Genomic DNA, 19,297 nt, shown 5'->3' with positions numbered 1-19,297 from the left:
AAAATCAGCTTCTTTAAACCAGCCTTTTTGTGTGTACCCGTCACGAGTAATCACTGGCATGGTTCGATCAGTGATCTCCTGATCGGTGACACCATTTAGATCCGGTGTTGCTGATCCCTGGTTTTCTTCAAAACTAATCACCGATGGGTTAGCTTCCCATTTGGCATAATAGGTAATCCCATCAACCGGGTATTTTTCTGGCAGCTCACTGACTTCTTTACCGGAAAAATCAGCTTCTATAAACCATTTTAGCGTATAACCAACTCTGTATTGCACCGGCATGGTTCGATCATTTATTTCCTGATCGGTGACACCATTTAAATCCGGTATTTCCGTTCCACCATTTTCTTCAAAACTAATCACCGATGGGTTGGCTTCCCATTTCGCATAGTAAGTTAAACCATCGACCGGATATTTATCAGGTAGTGCTGTCACGACATCCCCACTGAAATCAGCACTGGCAAACCAGCCATTAAAGGTATAGCCGTCCCGGACCGTGATCGGCATACAGGTATCGAGAATTTCCCGATCCGTGGCACCAACCATTTTGGGTACATCGGTTCCGTTGTTCGTGACAAATTCAATCGCTGCTTCATCCGCTGTCCATAAGGCAAATAGGGTCGTATCTTGAGTGACTGTATCAACCCCAAAATCCCAGGCATTGATGCAGGCGTCTTCCTTAAACCAACCACCGAACGAGTACCCGCTTCTGATCGGATCAACCGGCTTCGCTGTGACCGACTCATTCTGCGCTGTCTGCGCCGGCACGGCACTTCCGCCCAGGGAATCAAAGCTCACCGTATAAAGATTAACATCCCACTTGGCAAACAGCGTTAAATCGGACTGTACCCGATCACTGGCAAATGTCCAGACGGCGTTACACGCTGCGTCCTGATACCAGCCTTTAAAAGTGAAGCCCGGCTTGAATGGGTCGCTCGGGCAGGAGATCATCATATTGTAATCAGCACTGATTGAACCAACCACACTTCCGCCCTGGGAATCAAATGTAACTGTTAAGGCCGTGGCATCCCACTTCCCATAAAGGGTCGTATCGCCGGTGATGGTGTCTTCGGTAAAGTTCCACGGCGTATTGCATCCGATATCCTTATACCACCCCAGAAACACATAGTTGCTGCGAGTTGGAATGGGTGTTGGTTCCTCGATATTTGCCCCATATTCCGCCGTAATCGGGCTGAAGGTGTCTGAACCTCCCTGGGGATCAAAATGGACGAAATAGGTGTTTATTTCCCACTTCGCATAGAGTGTGGTGACCCCCATAATCCGATCCGATTCAAAATTCCAGGGGTAAGCAAAACCGGGATCTTTAAACCATCCTATAAACGAATATCCTTCCCGGGTCGGTTGGCCCGGCTCCGTCAGCAGGGTGTTATATTCGGCGCTCTGGGCACCCATTTCATTCCCGCCGTTGGTATTAAAGTAAACCTCATAGATTAGTGGTGTTTTAACCACTTCTTCATACAAGGTATATAAAGCCTGAACCGGATTGATCAGCACATCATAGATAACCGGGAGATCCGGATCCACCACGACCTCCACATCAAATGCATACACTTCGCTTTCGCCGGCAGCAGCATTGATGGATTTAAACGCATAATGATTGGTTCCCAGATTGGCCGGAACAAACTCAATCGTCCAGACAATTTCATTTGAAAGCTCATTCACCGACCGGCTGATCAGCATTCCGTCACCCAGGGAATCGGATCCAAATTGTTTCCCGACACCACTATCCGTATTGGTAAATGTCAGGTTCTTGGTGGCCCGATTGGTCACCACTTCAATTTTGACCGTTTCATTCTTATAGTAGGGTGCTTCTGTGACGGCCTTGACCGATTTGATCACCGGCGCTACCGTTTCATCAGCCGTATCTTCCCCGGGTACACTGGTTGGCGGTACCAGGTTGGCCGGCAGATCGGTTGGCATCGTATCTCCCACCTTCGGATCCGGTGGCGTACTTTCCTCCAGTGGCCGGATCGTCAGCGTTCGATGGGTATACTCATTCCCACCACAATTGATGGTCCCTTCCGGATAGGGTGAGATCGACATTTCCAGATCATAGCTGGTTACTGTACTGACATCCGGAGTATGCCATTTGATATAGCTGTAGGACTCGGTTTTCATTGGAGCTATCAGCGTATCGGTACCGATCACTTCGCCGTTGATCTTATAGGTCACCGTCAGCTCACTCCCGGGTGTCGCATTGATATTGGAGTAAACCGGTGTGCTTAAAATAACATCGGTATTGGGCCGAAAATCGTTATCCCGGGGCTTATTGTATTCGGCTGGTTTAATCCAGCGGGACATACCCCAACCGCCGTACTTAGTCTGTTGATCGCTAAACCAGCGATTAAACGGAATAGCAGCGTTCTGATCCACCCCGGAGCCGGCTGCCAAACCATACCAGGTATTATTCGTAATCACCGAGTTTCCCATCAACAGAAAGGCCAACCGGGAGACATGCTGCCGATTGGCATTAGGCTTCCAGGCATCCGCCTGTTGTCCGGCCCAGGCCGTCCAACGGGTTTCATCATAACGCCAGTCCATCTGGTGTTTGATCTGAGAAACTGCAAAATCAGTGGCTGATAAGGCATAACCATAATAAGATCCCGGATGGGCTGTATCCTTCACATAAACAATTGATACCGGCTCATAAACGATCAGCCATTCCACCTGATTGGTGGGGTTGTCACTGATCGCATCGGGTAAAATCCCTTTTGGATTCCAGCCGGTCCGGGTTTCGCCATCAATGGTAAACTCCAGATTTTTGACAAGGTCTTCCTTGGAAACCCCTTGCTTCCCGGCATAAAAATTTATTAGTGTATTCATGGTTTCAAGGCTATTAAAATAACTAACTACCTTAGTAATGCTGCCAACTGAATCCCCATAAATAACGCCATTATCATAAATATCGCCATCACTGAGCTGCGGGACATAAGGTGGTTGTACAGGAGGCTTTAATAAATAAATACCACTACCTGATGCAAGCTGAACTGGATCCAAAGCATTCACATCCCCGCCTTTGCTCTGGAGCTCCAGCAGAGTGTCTACCTTGTTTTCCTTGGAAAAGAACAATCCGGAGATGTTCGATGGTCGGGATCCGCCAGCCCATCCATTCCAATTGGAAACCGGGGTCAGATAAACAGCCTGATTCCCAATCCGGTAAAACTCATTCATGTTGGATGAATCCTTATTGACCGTATCCGACTTGGCCACGAATAAGGATGCCTTCCACATATACTGGTCACTGTAGTAGAAAGCATCTTCGGTATAGGTCGGATTCCCGGGCACGGTACTGGAATTATCTTCAGCCCGGGCCACCATGGGCGTCATTCCCCACAAAAAACCTGTTAGTAATGTAATCAGCGCCACTAACAACAGTGACCTGAGCCGACTTTTTATAAGCATGTCCATTCATTCCTCCTTATTTTCTGCATAAAAAAAGAACAATTTTCGGATTGTTCTTTAAACTTCTTTGTTATTCGTTACTAATTACTTACCCCTGTTCCAGATCCATCACTCCAAGGATTTCCGGTTGAATCACCCTCTGTAGCCCCTAAATCACCATTCCATCCCCCACCGCTGCTCTCCGCTGCCGGTGCTTCATAAGCTGGTTCTTCATAGACTGGTTCAACATAGGTATCCTGGGGTGCTTCATAATGTCCGCCAGTGTCTTCACTGGTGTAGACCGGCTCTGATGCGATTGCCGGGGTATTAACGGTGGTCACATTGCTTTCGACCACGGTGCTGTTGTCATTGGTCACGGTTTGGGCCTCAACGACCTTGCTTTCCACCGGGGTGGTGGTTACCGCCGTTGTCTTTTCGGTATTGATATCCTGGACCTTCACCGTTTTTTCATCAGTAGTGGACTGCCAGGTATCTGTATTATTGGGTAAAAGTGTATAAATGCCAAGGCCAATCATGCCAGTCATCAGGACTCCGCCAATACCAAGAACGATCCGCTGTTTCAACGTTGTTTTTGCCAACCAGGTGGTTAAAGCTGCTACATTTGTTTTCATCATTTTACCTCTCTCTTTCATCATCTAAAAATTATATCAGAATACACCATAATCAACTTCCTGTCAAGGTTTAATTGCAATATTTTTAAATTTATTTTTATTGCCGACAAATTTCTTTCCCATCGGAAACATTTATCCAGCAGGCTGTTTTCTTTTTTCAATCCCTGTTTCCAACCGATTAATCATCAGCTCCTTTTTATCCAGCAGTCTACGTTGTTTAACAATGAGATACCCTTCAACTACCGTGATTAAACCAAAACCGATCAATAACATTTGCATGGCTTCACTCCTTCTTTTTAATCAATAAAAAAAGAACAATCCGTAAATTGTTCCCTTCTGTTAATCCCATTATTTTATTATTACGCTGTTTCCTGTTCTAATTTTGTTTCCTCGGGAAACAAAACTACATTCCCGGCTCCCAGTCATTTTCTTTTTCATCTTCAAAAATAAGCTGCATTTCCTGATTGAGTAGTGGATGATCCTGATCAAAGAGCAGATTCTCAAAGAACTTGACTAGATATGCATCGGTATGACTGATGTTTTTTACGTGATTGCTATAATTGGCTCGAACCAGGGCATTTCTGAAATAAAGCGCATTTTCTTCAAAAGGATCATTATTCACCTGAAAACCCAAGCCGTTTAAATACTGAACCATAAATACCGCCACCGTTCGGGTGTTTCCTTCCCGGAAGGGATGCACCTGCCAGATGGAAGAAGTAAAACTGCATATACTTCTGATCTTTTGCTGATTGTCCATGTTGACGTAATTTTTCTTTTTTTCTGTCTCAAAATCATAAGCCAGGGTATCTTCAATCATGAAATAATTAGCATAAGAAACGCTCTCACCGCCTAGAACCGGCTCTTTTTTATAGATATTTTTCTCCCTGAAAACACCAACCCATTCCGCCGGCAGGATATTGTTAAAGAGATACCGATGAATGCCTTTAAGCGATACCGGACTTAGAACAAACCCAGCGTTATCCAACAGAGAAGCAATCCGTGTCGATACAATGTCGCATTCTCGCTCGCCTTTTACCTGGTCATCTTCCGGCAATGTCTGATAATGGTTGACCAGGGCATTTTCAACTTCCTGATAAGAAAGCTTCCCACTGAAATGATCCGGCAGTAATTCATTGGTCAGATATTCGGAAGGGTTTAGCTGATCGATCTTATTCAGTCCAAAACCGATATTCCAGTATTTTTCTTTTTGGCTTCGATCCTTTGTTTCTTCGATCACTTGATAGGTTCCATTATATTTCTGATCCGTCATTTTATCACCCTCGTTTTTTTATTATCTCAAACTCTAACTTTTCAACTATACTTGTTCAGGAAACTGTTGGCTAAATGTGTACTACGCTTCGAACTGTCACCAATCCTAACTGATGTAAAGTCAAAAATGATATAATTACTTTGGTCAAGAAGAACCAAGTTATTTAAATCACTTTTATATCCTTCGATAACGATTATCATATTGGTATTTGATGTGAGCACCTTAGAATCCAAATTACTAAACTCAATCGGAGAATACGATTCACCAAGACAAGTAATGCGAATCAGATTGAATGTTTTTCTTGTGTTATTCTCAATCGCTATTATTTTTAATTCTTCACTATGATCAAGGCTTTCTAAGTCATTTTTGACATCAAGTTCTTTCTCTGAACATTCTTGATAAAAAACGTCTTTCTCAGATGCAAATTCTCGGTCATTTTTCTTTTCCAGCTTGACGACAATTTTAATCTGATTCATTGGATTAGGCTTTTTCCACAAATCCTTTATGTATTTATCATCATGACGCCCACACTGAACTATTGTAGGAAATTCTGAATTATCATATTCTCGTTTTCTCTGGTTTTTATGAAGAAATCCCGATAAACGATCTTGAGAATAAACCGTTACCAAAGTAGTAACTAAGGCGACCGCTACCGTAATCAGGACATCAACCATTGTTTATCACCCGGCTCATCTCGCTTTTCAATTTTTCTGTAAATACAGTTTTCAGATAATTTTGAACCAATGCTCCAACCTATTTTTCCGAAAAAGCTGACTCCTGATTTTACATCGTAAAAATTATTTTTCTTGAAGATAATATTATCATCAAGAATTTTTTCACCATTAAGATAAAGCCAGATACAATTAATTAAATCAATCAGCTCACTTTTAGCAACCAGACAGCAAATCTTATAATTTTTGCCATTGAGTACTAGATTTACTTCGTCAGCACCAAAAGTTAGTTCATTATACTGATTTGCTCCTTCAAAATAATCGCTTGCTCTGAAGCGATCTTCAAGCGGACTTTCATCTCCCAACCAATATTCCATGGATTCAAATTCCGAGTGATCGATCAAAGTTAATAGCCCTTTAGTACATATCTTCTGAGGGTTTCGGATATAAATTTTTTGAGAAATCGTATTTACAAGTATGTATTTCCGACCCAGTCGAACTTCATTATATTCTCGTGCTTGATGGTAATAAAAAATCGCATTTTGTGAATTGATTATATCCTTAACTGTTCCATCCTCCCGGAATAAAATCTCGATACCTGGATGCCCTAAGTGGTTATATTCAAAACTTTTTAAGTCCGTAATTCCCAGTTTTAATATCACTTCAAGTGTTCCTCCTGGGCCACTGCCATAGTAGCCACAGTTTAGATTTTTCAAATGCATCTGGTCACCATTCCAATTTTCAAGAACCATATTTACATTTAACCGCTTCATTTCGTATTCAGTAAAAATAAAATTTTCACTGTCAAGAAAAACGACCAACTTTTTTACTGGTTTAAAATCATCAATATGATCAGAAAAAAACTGAAGTGATTCCTTCGATGACCCGTTATCATCAAGAATAACTCTCATAACATTACCCCTTTTTAAGTTTTATTATAGCACATTCAAGCATATTTATTTTTACTTCCTTTCGCTCAATCTCTTTTTTTAATCGCTTTAACCAAACAGCTTCAAACACGACAATTCCCGTTAGCAATATAAAAACAATGATCATTATCTCACTCCTATTCACCTATTTGATTTTAATCTGTTTCCGGCTCCAATTTTGTTTCCCGAGGAAACAAACTTCCTTAAAACAATCAACTGAATTTTAATCAGCATCCTATCCAAATATTTTTCTCCAGCTATCAGATTTTTCCTTTTTAATCACCATTTCCTGTTTCAGTAGTGATTGAATAAAACAACTGATTAAAGAACGATAGATTAAATACTCGTTTAAATTGATGGTTGGATTGGTATTATTTAAACCGCTGAAGCCGTCGATGCAATACCATAAACGATGGTATGCATCTTTATAGTGGCCGGTTTCAATGGCCATCAGAGCTTTACAGGCCATCATAAACTGACGTCCCATCATCTCCCGCGTGTAGTAAGGGGCTATTATTTTTTCCTCGTAACAGCGTTCTATATAGTGTTTCTGAAATCTTTCCAGGTAGTGCAGACCTTTAATCAGGATCGGCTTCATGTCTTTTTCGTTAAATGGAGCATGAAAATAATCCGTATGCCAGTAATCATTGGGTTGAATCTCATTTAAAATATCAACCAGCGGTTTTGTTTTTGCCAGTAAACAAGGTGTATCCTCATTTACCTCTATCTGAACCATCGTCTTTAATTCCGTTATGTTATTCATCACATTTATTTCCCTCCCAACCTTTCTGGATTTTTATTTTTTAATGCACTGCTAAAACTTTGGCGTATAACCAGATACCGTTACCCGCTCCACCACAATCGGGGGAGCGTTAAACATGGCTCCCAAAAACCGCCAGGGCACCGTGATGGTATTGGTGGTTTCGACGGTAAGGGCATCCCCTTCCGCTGCTGCCAGCTGGGTGTTGGTGATTTTCACCGTTGTATCCTTTGGTTTTAAGGAAAACAATACATTGCCGGCATCATCCTCCTTGACCCAGGTATTGCCATCCACTTTAAAGTCGATCATTTTTTTCATTTGAGCAAGGATCTGTTCACGGTTCATCACTTCTTCCCAGTCATCCGTCAACTCAGCCTTGGTGTATGTTCCGGCATAACCTTCCCGGACACCCTGATAGACCTCGTCCCAGTTTTCCATCGCTACGCCCTGAACCGACTGCTCCACCACCTGATCCAACTGGATGAAAATAGAGAAAAACCTTAAATATTCATACATTGCACAAAACAGCATTAACAGAATAAATAACAATACCGCAACCATGGGAATGGACATTCCAGCATCCGTTTTTTTTAACAACTTCGCCAATGCCATCATTTATAGTACACCCCACTTCGTCCACTGGCAGGGGCCACCAGTTCAATGGTGATACCATCCCCGATAAAACTACTAAACCATGAAAAATCAGATTTCACTGTAACCTGAATGGGATCATTAATCTGGACATTTTTCGATCCGCCGATATACTTTGTTCCGTTAAAACTGATTTCTTTTGTTTTTAGTCCGGTTTTTGCCTGCAAATCTTCATAAGTATCCATTACTGTATTCCCAGTATTTCCCACCAGCTCGGCATCCCGTAAGACTCCATGGGCGATGTAGTTTAGCTTCTGATATTGAGTCCATACCGGTAGAACTCCCAACATCAGGGTTAAAACAAACATCGCCAATAGGAAGAATATCGAAAATTCCAATATGGCTGAACCTTTGTCAACCTTCACTTGATTACCTTTCACTTGAACCCTCCTTTCTAAAAAATACTTGGCAGTGTGGTCATGATGTCATAACCAACGGCATAGACAACCATGAGCAAAAATGTAAAAAGTAAAATATAGGGGTATTTTTTTATTTTTTCCAGTCGCCGGTTCATTTCCTTTTTCAACCGGTTCTTTTCAAAAGACCGCAACTGAATCCCCAACTGTTCAAAGTAGGAAACAATATCATCCCCCCGCAACACCGCAATTAACCCCTGAGTCACATCCGATAAAAGCGAGCTGACCACCCGGGCATCCAGCCGAGAAATGGCATTTTCATAATCCGATGTTTTCATATCGGCGATGGTTATTTCCAATTCTTCACCCAGTTCTCCATCAGAGTTTTTACGGAAATCAATGAGAATCGCCAGCAAATCCTGTCGTTTTTTAATTTCCTGTTGCACGGTATTGACAAAACGGGGTAATTCCCATTCGATTTTTTCACGACGTATCCGCATCAACTGATCAATTTTTCCAATTTGGGTCGAGAACCGCTGTATCGCATAGAAAAGCAGAATCAATGTGAAAATCGGATGAACAAACACCAGAATTAAACCAACGCCTGCATAGATAGCAGACTCTACAAAAGCCCGGCCATAGACCATTTCCGGTGTATCCAGCGATCCCAGGGATTTAAGGGCATTGCTCATATTTTTACGTTTATAAGGATTGATCCGAACATAGGGAATGATCAAATGGGATACCTTAAAGACAAAGGCATCCAGAACATTGACCTTCTCTTTCTTTTTTCTGCCGACTGCCATGATTGTTTTAATCTCACGATGGGATGGCACATCAAAAATTCCACCAACCAACTGGAATAACCCATAACCAAAGAGTATTGCAAGACTGATTAAATAGGCCGTATTATTCATTATCTAACCTCCTTTTGCTATCGGCTGTATTCAATGGGTTTGATATCTTTAATAGCAGCATTAATCGAGATAAAAACCATTGTCAGAACAACGGCCAGAATGATCTTACCACCCCATGAATACATCAGTCCTCGATACCAATCCTTATTGATGAAATAAAAAAGAACCGGCACACCAACATTGATAAATACCATAGAGCCAACAATTCTTAAAGGCGTATGCATATCCGTTCCAAAGTCGTCATTGGCTTCTTTGATATCCGTAAATTTACGAACAATCGCCGGCAGCGTTTCAATCAGATTGGGATTGTCCTGGCAGGCAATCACCGCCCGGCACCACTCCTTATAAATCTGGTTATCGATCTTTTCACTCATCTCCAGCAATGCCCCCGGAATATCCGCCGTGATATAACTGATATCAAAGACAAAGGCTTCAAATACCGGTAACAGTGGCGGATTGATATGGTGCAAGTTTTCCTCAATCGCTTTGACGATATTGTGTGATCGACTGTAGGATGTGGTGATGATCGACAGTGTTTTGTTAAGCTCATCGTTTAATTCCTTCCGATAGGTTATTTCTGCCAGCTTGATGTACCAGAACGGGAACAAGGCCAGACCAACGCCAAGCACTGCTGATAACAAGATGTTTTCCATCATTAATCCGAGGATCAGACCCACAATAAACAAAATCGTCGCAGCCATGACCAGGATCGTAAAGACACTTTCCCGATTGGTTGTTTTTAAAATCAGCTGGGCTTCCCGGATGGTTGTGGTCAGTCCCTGAAATGGCGTTCGACGGTCTTTCCGGACGGTCTTTTTAATCACCGATTGAATATCGCTCTTATCATTGACAATCCGATCCATAAGCCGGCTTGTCAGCTCAAAAGGTGACACATTAAATAGCAGGCACAACCCCACAATCAGCAGCGTAAAAATAAGAAAGCTTATCCCGTTCATAAAGCCTTACCCCCCTCGCTTAACGACTCATCAATGAAACGCTCCAGGGTACGAGTCGGGACGCCATTGGTAATCAGCCATTGTTGGAGACTTTTTGATATGTTGCTGCGCTTGACAAAATGGCCTTTGATAATTGTTTTTGTATCTGAAATTTTTTCCGAGCTGTCAATCTCATAGTCATACAGGGTCCTAAAGTTTGAATTTCCATGCTCATCAACGATACACTCGGTAATCTCCATGACTTTTCGGGAATAATCATCCAGCCGTTTACAGAATATGGCAATGGTAAAGGCTTCGCTTACCAGTCGATACAGCACCTTATCTTCAAGGGTCGAGTCCTCCATACACAGAGTCAGCATCCGGGTATAGGCTGCCCGGCAGGAGTTGGCATGGGTGGTTGTCAAAACCGCATGGCCGGTTCGGGCTGCTTCCTGGGCTGCATACGCTTCTTCCCCTTTCATTTCTTGGGGGACAATAATATCGGGATCACAGGTTAGCGCTGTTTTTAATAACATTCTTGAGTTAATCGTCCCATGGGTTTTCCAATGGACAATGTTATTATCGGGAACCCCATTTTCATCCCGGGTTATTAAATCCAGCTCCCGCACTTCTTCTTCAATTGAAATGATCCGCTTGCGTTTTTCAACATCTCCGAGCAGTCCATCTAAAAAGGTGGTTTTTCCGGAGCTGGTCGATCCGGCCACAACCCCACTCAAGCCACTGGAAATACACAGATTTATAAAATCAAACATCTCATCTGTCAGGGTTTCCTTTCTGATTAAATCATCCCGCCTTAGTTTGCTGGGATTGACAAAACGGATCGATGCCTGGACGCCCCGTTCCTCATCGATAATCGGTGGACAGGTTGCCGTGATTCGAATATTATTTTTTAAAAATCCGGTCACAATCGGTGTCGCAGCTGATAAGGTTTTTTCTGATTGCTGAAACAATAACCGGATCATGATGTTTTTAGCCGATTCGGCTGACAGGAAAGTTTCCGGGGCACGAACCACATCACCATTTTTATAATGCAGCACCACACTGTCATATCCATTGATATTAATTTCCTCCAGCTCCATATCCTCATTTTTCAAATATGGCGTTAAGATCCCATATTCGCCCATTTCTGAAAAGATGCGGTTAAGCAGCTCAATACTGGTGTATCCATCGATTAACACACGATGATCTTCAATATACTTACGAATATCTTTCTTAATCAACGCTTCATTTTTTTTCACATCACCTAAAGCCTTGGAATTAGTTCGGCTGATATACTGCTGAATGCGTCCAATCAGATCAAGCAATTCCTGATTGCGCTTATATTGGTTGTTCATTCGGTTTCCTCCTTCGCTTTTCTAAACGGAAATTTGAAAAGCTTTTTTTTCGGCATTTTTTCTTTTTTAATGCGCTCATTTTTAGGACGTTTTTTTTGATTTCCCGATTTTCTTTTTTTAGTCTTCTGATCTGCTCTTTCTTCTTCCTGGATCAGCTCCAAACTTAACTGACTGAGTGCGTCTACAAACTCCCGATTCCGTTTTGTTTGTTTAAGCGACTTGATGGATGTTTCCTCCAGATAAGCCATCTGAATATCCATACTATAAGGGAAGGAATAACTGACACCCCCGTATTTATCACCAACCAACAGCCATGAATCAAAGTCCCAGGGGTTATTCAACACCCGGACAACGTTATCTCTAAACCCGGTAAAGTCCTGGAGCATGGCGGTGGTTCCATTAAAAAAGGCAATGCTTTTTAAATCGCCACCGCCAACCATGACACAACTTCCATAACGTAAACCATACTGGGTAATCCAATCGTTATGAAAATCGGATAGTCCATCGATAATGGCATACTTGAATTTCTGGCCCAGGGTGACAAACAGGTCAATCACCTGGGGTTCCACCACCTCCGGATAACTGCGTTTGGAATCCTCACTACGATATCCCAAAAAGGCCAGGTATTTATTCTTGGGGTGATTGACCAACGTTTTTAGCAGTTCTTCCTGGTCAAACCCGGCCATGGTAATGATCTTTCCCAGGGAGCCGCCCTCCTTATTGAGACTGGGAAAGAGATAGGATAAAGGACTAGCCTGATCCTCGGTGAATATCAGCACGACGTTTTCCTTTGTTTTTTCACTGATATGCTTGGCCAGCTCCAGACTGAGGGTGGTTTTTCCCCCGCCCGGGGATCCCCATACGGTGATTACTTCCATAGTGTCGCCTCCTTTTTAAGTATTAGGTTATTCTCGCCCTTCGGATCGATGAAAATTATCTGTTCTTTTTTTATAAATCTATTCAATCTTTGAAAATCACAAGACATTCCCACATAGTTACTTGCTGTTTCCTGACTTTGCTCCATAAAATCCTCCGTTTCCTGATCATTTTGTTTCCCGAGGAAACAAGACTGTATATCGTCCAATCCTTCATTTCCTGTTTCCCGAGGAAACAGATTAAATACCCCCGGCCTTAAAAACTTCTTCCTGCTTTTGTAAAAACTGGTTGGCCGTGTCCTCATCTCCCCGATACATCAGGGCAAAGACAATATTTCCATTCTTTTCAAGTCCGGTAAGCAGCTGCGCCTGGGCTTTATTGACCAGCAGCGTCACCGTCGCCGGCAGCTCGGTATCATCTGATAATTTTTCTCCACCCATATCCACCCCGGTTTGGGTGGTCACCGCCAGTACCTTCACATATTGCAGTTCCGGATAAATCGTGCTACGGTTCCCCGCTGCTTCGGCATTATTTAAAATCATCACCACATCCCCGGGCATGAGTTTTCCGGAAATTCCATTGGCAAAGTCTTTTATCGTCACTGACACAATCTGTTTTCCGCCATCCAGGGCACTCATATAGTTTCCACTGGTGATCATGTCATTAACCAGCTTGCTTTGCAGTACATAGTCTCCCGATTCCAACTTTGCGGTGGAATACTTGCCAATGACCTCATTCTTACTTTTGATGGCGCTAGCCGGTAAATTGTATCCGCTAACCTCCACTTCCTCAACATTCCGTTCGGTGAGTTGATCCCCCACCCGGATGGTTTCTTTGACCCGTACAATCGTTGTTGTATTGCCAATCATGCCCGTGCCCATGGGCACAATCACCCAAGACAACAACAGCGCAAAGACAACCACAAAAAAACCAATGAGCATCTTCCCTCCATTTTTCACAGATACACCTTCCTTTCTAGTAACATTACTGCAATCATAAAACCCGAGCATAGAAACGGCGCAAAGGCAAACATTTCATTGCGTTTAAGATGCCTGGTCCGGGACCATAGGATACTTAAGAGTAATCCGATCATCAGACCGGTTACGCCGGCATCCCAGCCCAGATAAAACCCACAAACGGTGACAAGCTTAACATCCCCTAAGCCAATGGCCTGATCCTGTCTGGTGATTCGCTTAATCAGCCAGCTAGAAACTGCCATCAGAATACCCAGGGTCAATGCCCCGGGGATGGCCTGCTTTACTAACCATTCTCCGCTGATTCCGATGCATCCCACTAATAAAATCAGGGGATGGACAAATCGGGGAATGGTCTTTGTTTTAAAATCAAAGTATCCGATGTAAAACATCAGACAACAAAATAATCCGGTGCGTAAAATAATCACCGGATCATCAATCACCAATAATAAAAATAATAAAGGCGTTGCCACAATGAATGCAGTGGATAAAAACGCCTTTTCAAACTGCCTTTTTAATACCGATCCCATCAGGAACCAGCAACCCAAAACGCCACCAAATCCTAACGCTCCCATATGGCCCTCCTATTCCCACTCATTAAGATGGATGTAGGCATAGTGTTTACGGCCACGGTAATAGCTAAAAATATGTTGCAGCATATCCAAAAAAGATTGATTATCTTTCTCGCTTTTTTTTAGCACCAGATAGGAAGACAACATAATCGCCAAAGCACCGAAAAATGTTCCAATAGGATCGGCAAAAGTCACATAGTAAAGCGCACATAGTATGACGGTGATGCACACCATCACCCCCATCAGAAAAACTTCCTTCACTTCCATCCCCTCAATCACCTGGCGGTTGGCTTTAATCCCCATCGGGATGTACAATTCTTCGTGATTTTCCATCAATTCCTCCTTTCCCTGTTTCCCGAGGAAACAGTTTTATGTGATATAAGCCAGAATCACATCCCGAAATGGGATCAGGGTATTGGCAATGACACAGAAGATTAAAACGTGCCTGATCCGCCTTACATACACCCCTCTTTCATCAGGGGAATGAATCATATGGGTAATACAATAAACCACCCGAAAGACAACACCAACATTGATCAAGGTGAGCAGTAGGCCGTAGATATTATTCAGATCTGCAAAATAATCAATGGTTTCCATACGACTCCTTTCTTCGCAATTTTCTGTTCTTATTTTACTGACCGCACCGCCACCTCCGTGACTCGGGCAATGGTTAACGCCTTTCCCGATAAATTCGCATTGCCGGCATGAACCATAAACTGCTGGAGTAGCGCCGGCGTGGTAATCCCCGCTGCCAGGGCACTAAAACCAATCGCAAAATCACCGGTAGCCATCAGAATATAGGACAAGGACAACAGTGATAGCTGAATAATGGTGGTAATTCCGGCCTTGAAAAAGGTCATCATAAAAGGGGCAAACACCCCATTATCACTTTCTATCATTCCCACACAGGCCAACGGAAAGCCGATCTGCATGATCCACATCTGAAAACCCCGGGCCAGCATTTGAAAATAGAGCACCAGTGCACCGATAAAGAAAAAAAGCACTGCAAAAGGCCCCATACCCGCTTCGATCAGACTTTTCACAAAGTTTTCTTCATATAGGAACTTTGAATTCATACTATTGAGAATTTCATACAAGACCCCGGTACACACCCGGGCAAAGATCTGATAGAGCATCGGGAAGGCCACAATCATGACCACGGCTTTAACCATTCGTTGCAGCATCGCCATGGGATCGCTATCCGGATCACCACCAGTCCAGGTAATATAGGTTTCAAAACCGCTTTTAGAAAACTTGATTACCAATAGCAGCAGTGCCAGCTGATAAAAGATTTGCGTCAGCCCTGTGGACAAATCGAGTCCCGACGCATCTCCGATATATTTATCGATGTAAAACACCTGTTCAGCCAGAATTTTGATGCTGCCGGTAATCACCCCACTATTGTTAATTGCATCAAAGATAAAGTTTTTAAAGATTGGATACATAATTCTCCTTTCTCTCTTTGATTAAAAAGAAAAAGAACGGTCCAAATAGAAGCCGCTCTTTTTAAATCGATGCATTTAAGATGTCGGGATGTTCGAGAACAACGCCTGAAAGTTTGATCTAATCGACGGAATAATGGTGTTACCAATGATATCCCGAAATGCATACAGAAACAGTGCCACACCCATCAATCCGACAATCCACATCCCCGCACCTTCAACAATCGAGCCGGAATCGGTGTTCATTTCTTCAGCTTCGCTACTTAAGAGCTTTGCATGCCATAGCACAAAGGGTTTAACTACCGCTTCTTTTACATTTTTTAATTTTAAAGCCATTAAATTTCTCCTTTTAATTTTTTTTAATTTCTTTATCCGTGTTTCCTCGGGAAACAAACTTCACGAGCTTGGGAAATAGCTTAAGAGCATGGTGATAAAACCATTGATCGTCATTCCGATAACCAAATAGAGCAGTGTTGTTTTCATGTTTTCTTTGTACTTTATTTTTTCGTGATCATCAGCCTGTAGCCGTTTGACTACATTCCAGACAATAATAACCAAGGCCAAACCCGGTAAGATAAAGTACAGTGCCACGGATGCATCAGTCAGAAGTTTAACTAATCCGGTTACCCATACAAATTCTGTTAGCATCGCCATCACCTCCTTTCATTGAGAAGTTTCAACATTCACTTAGATCTGATAGCGCTTCCAGATTCCCCATAATTGGATCCCATGCTCCTGGTGGGTTGGTCTGGCATCGCTGCGGATCATCCGGAGTACACGATTGTGTTCTTTGCTGCCTAATCCATAGAAGTCATTAAATGACCATTTACCTAAGTCCGGGGATGTCATAATCGCCGGATCATTCCGACTGGTGACCAGGTTGTAGGGACGTCGGATCCGACTGATTTCATTGGCGGTCAGCAGCTCCCGTCCCACCAGATTCACCGATTGACTGGAATTTGTGGTGTAATGCTGCTGTGAAGATGACAGGGAATAGGATGTGGTGGTATATTTCCCCAGTCGTTCCGACACCTCTTTTTGCGTTTCCAGATCCTCGGCCTTAAGATATATCCAGGTTTCACAGTTGGATCGGATGATCCGGGCAATCTCCCGACCGTATTTTTCTTCCAGTTGGGCCATGGACTGCAAAAACAGGTTATAGCGAATCCCCCGACCGCCACCCACTGAAATCTGGGCCGTAAAATCCGGGATCTTGGTAAAGTTTCCAAACTCATCCAGTTCATAATTAACCCGAACCGGTAAGCGTCCGCCCAGCTTATCCGCAAAGTCCGACAGCGCACTGTAGACTTGGGTACAGAACAGGGCAGCCAGCGAATAATAGGTGGTTTTGCCATCAGGCAAGATTATAAAAACCGCCGTCGGTCGACTGCCAATGTCTTTGGGGCGAAAATCCGTTTTCCGGGTCATTTCATAAATCAGCGGATTAGTAAAGAGTTTTAAGGTCGTCAGGGCACTGGTGTAAAAACTACCTTTGGTTTTGGATGGGGCAATGTCGGAAATCGCTACTAAACCCAACGCCGGATGAGTCGGATTCTCGACTTTCAGTTTCTTCATGTATTTAGCCAACATCATCTCGTCCGCCTGTTTGGGAGCTTTACACATCTCAGCTATGAAATAAAATACGTTGGTCAGATTCTGATACTCCGGATTATCCATGTTTTCAAAGACCACAATCATAATGCAGCTGGCAATAATACTGGCTTCACCGTTACTCCATAATCTCTCACCTTTCGGTTCTCCGACCAGCATCCCGGTAATATCCCAGACATAGTCAATTGCCTGAGACATATTTCCAGTTTTAACCGCATCAATAATCGACTGAAGAAAGTTGTAGTGATTACTTTTAAGCGGATCTTTAAAATCCAGAGCGAATACGTCAACCCCGCATTTTCTCAGAAAGGGTGCCGTGTAATCATAGTTCTCTCCTTTGGGATCCGAAACGATTTGTGACTCTCTGGCCATTGCCAGCAGTCCGATGGTTTGCAGGATCACAGTTCGACCTTTACCGCAACGGGTAGCGCCGATAATTAAACCGTGAACATCTTCCCCGATAAAGTAGATCTTTTCATTTCGTAATCCCTGTCGATCTTTTCCCAAAACTAAACCACCCATTTTGAAGTTTTTTTTATTTTCCATGATGGTTTTATCAACCCAGTAATTGTCTTTTTTGATCTGTCTTCTTTCCTCCTTTCCGCTGCGTAACAAAAACTGAATAAAGGGATTATTCTTTCGAATGATCACGTAATCAAAGGCCCGATCCTTCTTGTTGGGATCCAGCCACCGGGCTGAACCATGCTGATTCTGTCCTGCCGGCCGGGGGGTTTGAATATCCGGGGTTATACTGATCAGCTCACTCTTATAGGTTTTGCTTTGGCCAATAAAAAAAGCCACTGCCATAAACAGGGCAAAGGCCAGACACAAAAGATACATGTGAAATGTATTCTCGCTTACAACTACAGCGTCAAACACTTCCTTTAACGGGACGTTGAAGGGTAAAATCCCCTGTCCCGTCATAAATCCATCAATAGTCCGTATAAAAAACAGACTTCCGATGGCCAGCAACACAAAGACAAAGACAGCCATCAATCCACGAACAATTTTTAATCTCACATTTTCACCGCCGATTCCGTTCCCCGAACATCATTTAACGCTCCGTTTATATTTTCCAGCATGAGCCAATCATTCTTCGTTTCATTGGCCTTGATTGTGTTATCCAAATGGAAGACAATTTCCCGTTTAGCCTTTTCATAGGTTTCTCCCGTATTGACATTGCCCTTACCATCCTCCATGTTAATATTTCCATTATCCTTAAGCGCAATGTAGGTGTCGCATTCTTTGTTGTACCATTTGCCGGCAACTACCGGCTTTTTAAAAATGTCTGTCACTACATCGGTTATAAAACAACCACTCGTTAAGACTGCAACCAAGCCAACCAATAGAATTAGTATTATCTTTTTTATTTTCAATCACACCTCCTTTTCACGATTTTCAAGGCTCATTCTAACTGGTATCAAAATATAACATTCGCTACCCTCCATTTCCAGATTTCCTTGTTTCCCGAGGAAACAAGATCAACATTGATCATCTGTTTTTTTATTTCCTGTTTCCCGAGGAAACAGATTTCCTTCAAGCTTCCCGCTCCCACTCATCTTCTGCTTCGGTTTGAAGGGCTGCGTTTTCTCGCTCCTGGCAAATGCTTACTAATAGTTGATTCCAGTCTTTATGCGGTTCTGGCGGAATCTTAAGATCAAAGTTGTACTTCCCTGGAAATACTTCTTCAACGGCATTAATCAGCTCCAGGGTATTTTTATGTCCGGGTTCATCATTATCCAGACACGTCACAATATGCTCAATTTCCGGGTGTGTCTTCAGATAGTGAATCAGACCAATATGTGCTACGCCATTAAGGGCAATGTAGTGATCACCCTTATTCTGAGTAATATCCCCAATTAGCCGTTTGGATAGGCTATACTTAACTGGACAGATTTACTAAGGTCATATAAACTAAATCCATAAAATGAAGGAGAACCAATA

The 19,297-nt window shown here is 43.0% G+C and carries 24 protein-coding genes; all 24 read right to left on the bottom strand.

Annotation, left to right across the window (positions count from 1 at the left end; all coding sequences use genetic code 11):
* The coding region (locus tag U2P91_RS15345; protein ID WP_322519968.1) for an InlB B-repeat-containing protein at positions 1 to 3,429 on the bottom strand (3,429 nt) is incomplete at its 3' end.
* A 74-nt stretch (positions 3,430 to 3,503) separates the two neighbouring features.
* Entirely contained in the window at positions 3,504 to 4,037 is a 534-nt protein-coding gene (locus U2P91_RS15340; protein WP_322519967.1) for a hypothetical protein, read from the bottom strand.
* A 129-nt stretch (positions 4,038 to 4,166) separates the two neighbouring features.
* Positions 4,167 to 4,313, bottom strand: coding sequence for a hypothetical protein (locus tag U2P91_RS15335; protein WP_322519966.1), 147 nt, complete (start codon positions 4,311 to 4,313; stop codon positions 4,167 to 4,169).
* A gap of 124 nt (positions 4,314 to 4,437) precedes the next feature.
* On the bottom strand, positions 4,438 to 5,304 hold the full coding sequence (locus tag U2P91_RS15330; RefSeq protein WP_322519965.1) for a Fic/DOC family protein: 867 nt from the start codon (positions 5,302 to 5,304) through the stop codon (positions 4,438 to 4,440).
* A 41-nt stretch (positions 5,305 to 5,345) separates the two neighbouring features.
* A complete protein-coding gene (locus tag U2P91_RS15325; protein ID WP_322519964.1) occupies positions 5,346 to 5,978 on the bottom strand; it encodes a hypothetical protein in 633 nt (210 codons plus the stop codon).
* Positions 5,963 to 6,886 (bottom strand): hypothetical protein, encoded by a 924-nt coding sequence (locus tag U2P91_RS15320; protein WP_322519963.1) that lies wholly within the window; start codon positions 6,884 to 6,886, stop codon positions 5,963 to 5,965. The genes U2P91_RS15325 and U2P91_RS15320 overlap by 16 nt, the downstream gene beginning before the upstream one ends.
* Positions 6,887 to 6,890: 4 nt before the next feature.
* Positions 6,891 to 7,031: a hypothetical protein gene (locus U2P91_RS15315; RefSeq protein WP_162624570.1), complete on the bottom strand. Its 141-nt coding sequence runs from the start codon at positions 7,029 to 7,031 to the stop codon at positions 6,891 to 6,893.
* A gap of 108 nt (positions 7,032 to 7,139) precedes the next feature.
* On the bottom strand, positions 7,140 to 7,667 hold the full coding sequence (locus U2P91_RS15310; RefSeq protein ID WP_111889583.1) for a hypothetical protein: 528 nt from the start codon (positions 7,665 to 7,667) through the stop codon (positions 7,140 to 7,142).
* Positions 7,668 to 7,718: 51 nt separating this feature from the next.
* Positions 7,719 to 8,279, bottom strand: coding sequence for a hypothetical protein (locus U2P91_RS15305; protein ID WP_322519962.1), 561 nt, complete (start codon positions 8,277 to 8,279; stop codon positions 7,719 to 7,721).
* Positions 8,276 to 8,695 (bottom strand): DUF4320 family protein, encoded by a 420-nt coding sequence (locus tag U2P91_RS15300; RefSeq protein WP_322519961.1) that lies wholly within the window; start codon positions 8,693 to 8,695, stop codon positions 8,276 to 8,278. Before U2P91_RS15300 ends, U2P91_RS15305 begins: the two co-directional genes overlap by 4 nt.
* 14 nt (positions 8,696 to 8,709) lie before the next feature.
* On the bottom strand, positions 8,710 to 9,588 hold the full coding sequence (locus tag U2P91_RS15295; RefSeq protein ID WP_111889580.1) for a hypothetical protein: 879 nt from the start codon (positions 9,586 to 9,588) through the stop codon (positions 8,710 to 8,712).
* A gap of 17 nt (positions 9,589 to 9,605) precedes the next feature.
* Positions 9,606 to 10,544 carry a hypothetical protein gene (locus tag U2P91_RS15290; RefSeq protein ID WP_322519960.1) on the bottom strand — a complete coding sequence of 313 codons (939 nt, stop codon included), beginning with the start codon at positions 10,542 to 10,544 and terminating at the stop codon, positions 9,606 to 9,608.
* A complete protein-coding gene (locus U2P91_RS15285) occupies positions 10,541 to 11,878 on the bottom strand; it encodes an ATPase, T2SS/T4P/T4SS family (RefSeq protein WP_322519959.1) in 1,338 nt (445 codons plus the stop codon). The genes U2P91_RS15290 and U2P91_RS15285 overlap by 4 nt, the downstream gene beginning before the upstream one ends.
* A complete protein-coding gene (locus U2P91_RS15280) occupies positions 11,875 to 12,756 on the bottom strand; it encodes a hypothetical protein (RefSeq protein ID WP_322519958.1) in 882 nt (293 codons plus the stop codon). Before U2P91_RS15280 ends, U2P91_RS15285 begins: the two co-directional genes overlap by 4 nt.
* A 237-nt stretch (positions 12,757 to 12,993) precedes the next feature.
* On the bottom strand, positions 12,994 to 13,695 hold the full coding sequence (gene cpaB / locus U2P91_RS15275; RefSeq protein ID WP_322519957.1) for a Flp pilus assembly protein CpaB: 702 nt from the start codon (positions 13,693 to 13,695) through the stop codon (positions 12,994 to 12,996).
* A gap of 14 nt (positions 13,696 to 13,709) precedes the next feature.
* On the bottom strand, positions 13,710 to 14,303 hold the full coding sequence (locus U2P91_RS15270) for a prepilin peptidase (RefSeq protein ID WP_322519956.1): 594 nt from the start codon (positions 14,301 to 14,303) through the stop codon (positions 13,710 to 13,712).
* A 9-nt stretch (positions 14,304 to 14,312) separates the two neighbouring features.
* Complete coding sequence (locus U2P91_RS15265) at positions 14,313 to 14,633, bottom strand: hypothetical protein (RefSeq protein WP_322519955.1); 321 nt, start codon at positions 14,631 to 14,633, stop codon at positions 14,313 to 14,315.
* Positions 14,634 to 14,669: 36 nt separating this feature from the next.
* A complete protein-coding gene (locus U2P91_RS15260; RefSeq protein ID WP_111889573.1) occupies positions 14,670 to 14,897 on the bottom strand; it encodes a hypothetical protein in 228 nt (75 codons plus the stop codon).
* 29 nt (positions 14,898 to 14,926) lie between these two features.
* Positions 14,927 to 15,745 carry a conjugal transfer protein TrbL family protein gene (locus U2P91_RS15255; RefSeq protein WP_322519954.1) on the bottom strand — a complete coding sequence of 273 codons (819 nt, stop codon included), beginning with the start codon at positions 15,743 to 15,745 and terminating at the stop codon, positions 14,927 to 14,929.
* Positions 15,746 to 15,820: 75 nt separating this feature from the next.
* Positions 15,821 to 16,078 carry a hypothetical protein gene (locus U2P91_RS15250; protein WP_322519953.1) on the bottom strand — a complete coding sequence of 86 codons (258 nt, stop codon included), beginning with the start codon at positions 16,076 to 16,078 and terminating at the stop codon, positions 15,821 to 15,823.
* Between the two features lie 60 nt (positions 16,079 to 16,138).
* Positions 16,139 to 16,390: a hypothetical protein gene (locus U2P91_RS15245; RefSeq protein ID WP_322519952.1), complete on the bottom strand. Its 252-nt coding sequence runs from the start codon at positions 16,388 to 16,390 to the stop codon at positions 16,139 to 16,141.
* Positions 16,391 to 16,429: 39 nt separating this feature from the next.
* The gene (locus U2P91_RS15240; RefSeq protein ID WP_242988541.1) at positions 16,430 to 18,373 is read right to left on the bottom strand and encodes a VirD4-like conjugal transfer protein, CD1115 family; all 1,944 of its coding nucleotides are present in this window, start codon (positions 18,371 to 18,373) and stop codon (positions 16,430 to 16,432) included.
* Positions 18,370 to 18,729 (bottom strand): hypothetical protein, encoded by a 360-nt coding sequence (locus U2P91_RS15235; RefSeq protein WP_111889569.1) that lies wholly within the window; start codon positions 18,727 to 18,729, stop codon positions 18,370 to 18,372. The genes U2P91_RS15240 and U2P91_RS15235 overlap by 4 nt, the downstream gene beginning before the upstream one ends.
* Before the next feature lie 160 nt (positions 18,730 to 18,889).
* The gene (locus U2P91_RS15230; protein WP_256372228.1) at positions 18,890 to 19,204 is read right to left on the bottom strand and encodes a toprim domain-containing protein; all 315 of its coding nucleotides are present in this window, start codon (positions 19,202 to 19,204) and stop codon (positions 18,890 to 18,892) included.
* Positions 19,205 to 19,297: the final 93 nt, after the last annotated feature.

The sequence above is a fragment of the Acetobacterium sp. K1/6 genome, from assembly GCF_034438075.1.
In the GTDB taxonomy this organism is placed as follows: Bacteria; Bacillota; Clostridia; order Eubacteriales; family Eubacteriaceae; genus Acetobacterium; species Acetobacterium carbinolicum.
Note: the sequence above shows the minus strand (reverse complement) of the source record. Positions and strands in the feature narration are given on the sequence as shown.

What these genes read in the sequence shown, in the direction of transcription:
- U2P91_RS15340 (WP_322519967.1), bottom strand. Translation starts at nt 4,037, where the DNA reads ATGATGAAAACAAATGTAGCAGCTTTAACCACCTGGTTGGCAAAAACA.
- U2P91_RS15295 (WP_111889580.1), bottom strand. Translation starts at nt 9,588, where the DNA reads ATGAATAATACGGCCTATTTAATCAGTCTTGCAATACTCTTTGGTTAT.
- U2P91_RS15330 (WP_322519965.1), bottom strand. Translation starts at nt 5,304, where the DNA reads ATGACGGATCAGAAATATAATGGAACCTATCAAGTGATCGAAGAAACA.
- U2P91_RS15310 (WP_111889583.1), bottom strand. Translation starts at nt 7,667, where the DNA reads ATGAATAACATAACGGAATTAAAGACGATGGTTCAGATAGAGGTAAAT.
- U2P91_RS15315 (WP_162624570.1), bottom strand. Translation starts at nt 7,031, where the DNA reads ATGATCATTGTTTTTATATTGCTAACGGGAATTGTCGTGTTTGAAGCT.
- U2P91_RS15255 (WP_322519954.1), bottom strand. Translation starts at nt 15,745, where the DNA reads ATGTATCCAATCTTTAAAAACTTTATCTTTGATGCAATTAACAATAGT.
- U2P91_RS15285 (WP_322519959.1), bottom strand. Translation starts at nt 11,878, where the DNA reads ATGAACAACCAATATAAGCGCAATCAGGAATTGCTTGATCTGATTGGA.
- U2P91_RS15245 (WP_322519952.1), bottom strand. Translation starts at nt 16,390, where the DNA reads ATGCTAACAGAATTTGTATGGGTAACCGGATTAGTTAAACTTCTGACT.
- U2P91_RS15260 (WP_111889573.1), bottom strand. Translation starts at nt 14,897, where the DNA reads ATGGAAACCATTGATTATTTTGCAGATCTGAATAATATCTACGGCCTA.
- U2P91_RS15320 (WP_322519963.1), bottom strand. Translation starts at nt 6,886, where the DNA reads ATGAGAGTTATTCTTGATGATAACGGGTCATCGAAGGAATCACTTCAG.
- U2P91_RS15280 (WP_322519958.1), bottom strand. Translation starts at nt 12,756, where the DNA reads ATGGAAGTAATCACCGTATGGGGATCCCCGGGCGGGGGAAAAACCACC.
- U2P91_RS15265 (WP_322519955.1), bottom strand. Translation starts at nt 14,633, where the DNA reads ATGGAAAATCACGAAGAATTGTACATCCCGATGGGGATTAAAGCCAAC.
- U2P91_RS15290 (WP_322519960.1), bottom strand. Translation starts at nt 10,544, where the DNA reads ATGAACGGGATAAGCTTTCTTATTTTTACGCTGCTGATTGTGGGGTTG.
- cpaB (WP_322519957.1), bottom strand. Translation starts at nt 13,695, where the DNA reads ATGCTCATTGGTTTTTTTGTGGTTGTCTTTGCGCTGTTGTTGTCTTGG.
- U2P91_RS15325 (WP_322519964.1), bottom strand. Translation starts at nt 5,978, where the DNA reads ATGGTTGATGTCCTGATTACGGTAGCGGTCGCCTTAGTTACTACTTTG.
- U2P91_RS15305 (WP_322519962.1), bottom strand. Translation starts at nt 8,279, where the DNA reads ATGATGGCATTGGCGAAGTTGTTAAAAAAAACGGATGCTGGAATGTCC.
- U2P91_RS15270 (WP_322519956.1), bottom strand. Translation starts at nt 14,303, where the DNA reads ATGGGAGCGTTAGGATTTGGTGGCGTTTTGGGTTGCTGGTTCCTGATG.
- U2P91_RS15335 (WP_322519966.1), bottom strand. Translation starts at nt 4,313, where the DNA reads ATGCAAATGTTATTGATCGGTTTTGGTTTAATCACGGTAGTTGAAGGG.
- U2P91_RS15250 (WP_322519953.1), bottom strand. Translation starts at nt 16,078, where the DNA reads ATGGCTTTAAAATTAAAAAATGTAAAAGAAGCGGTAGTTAAACCCTTT.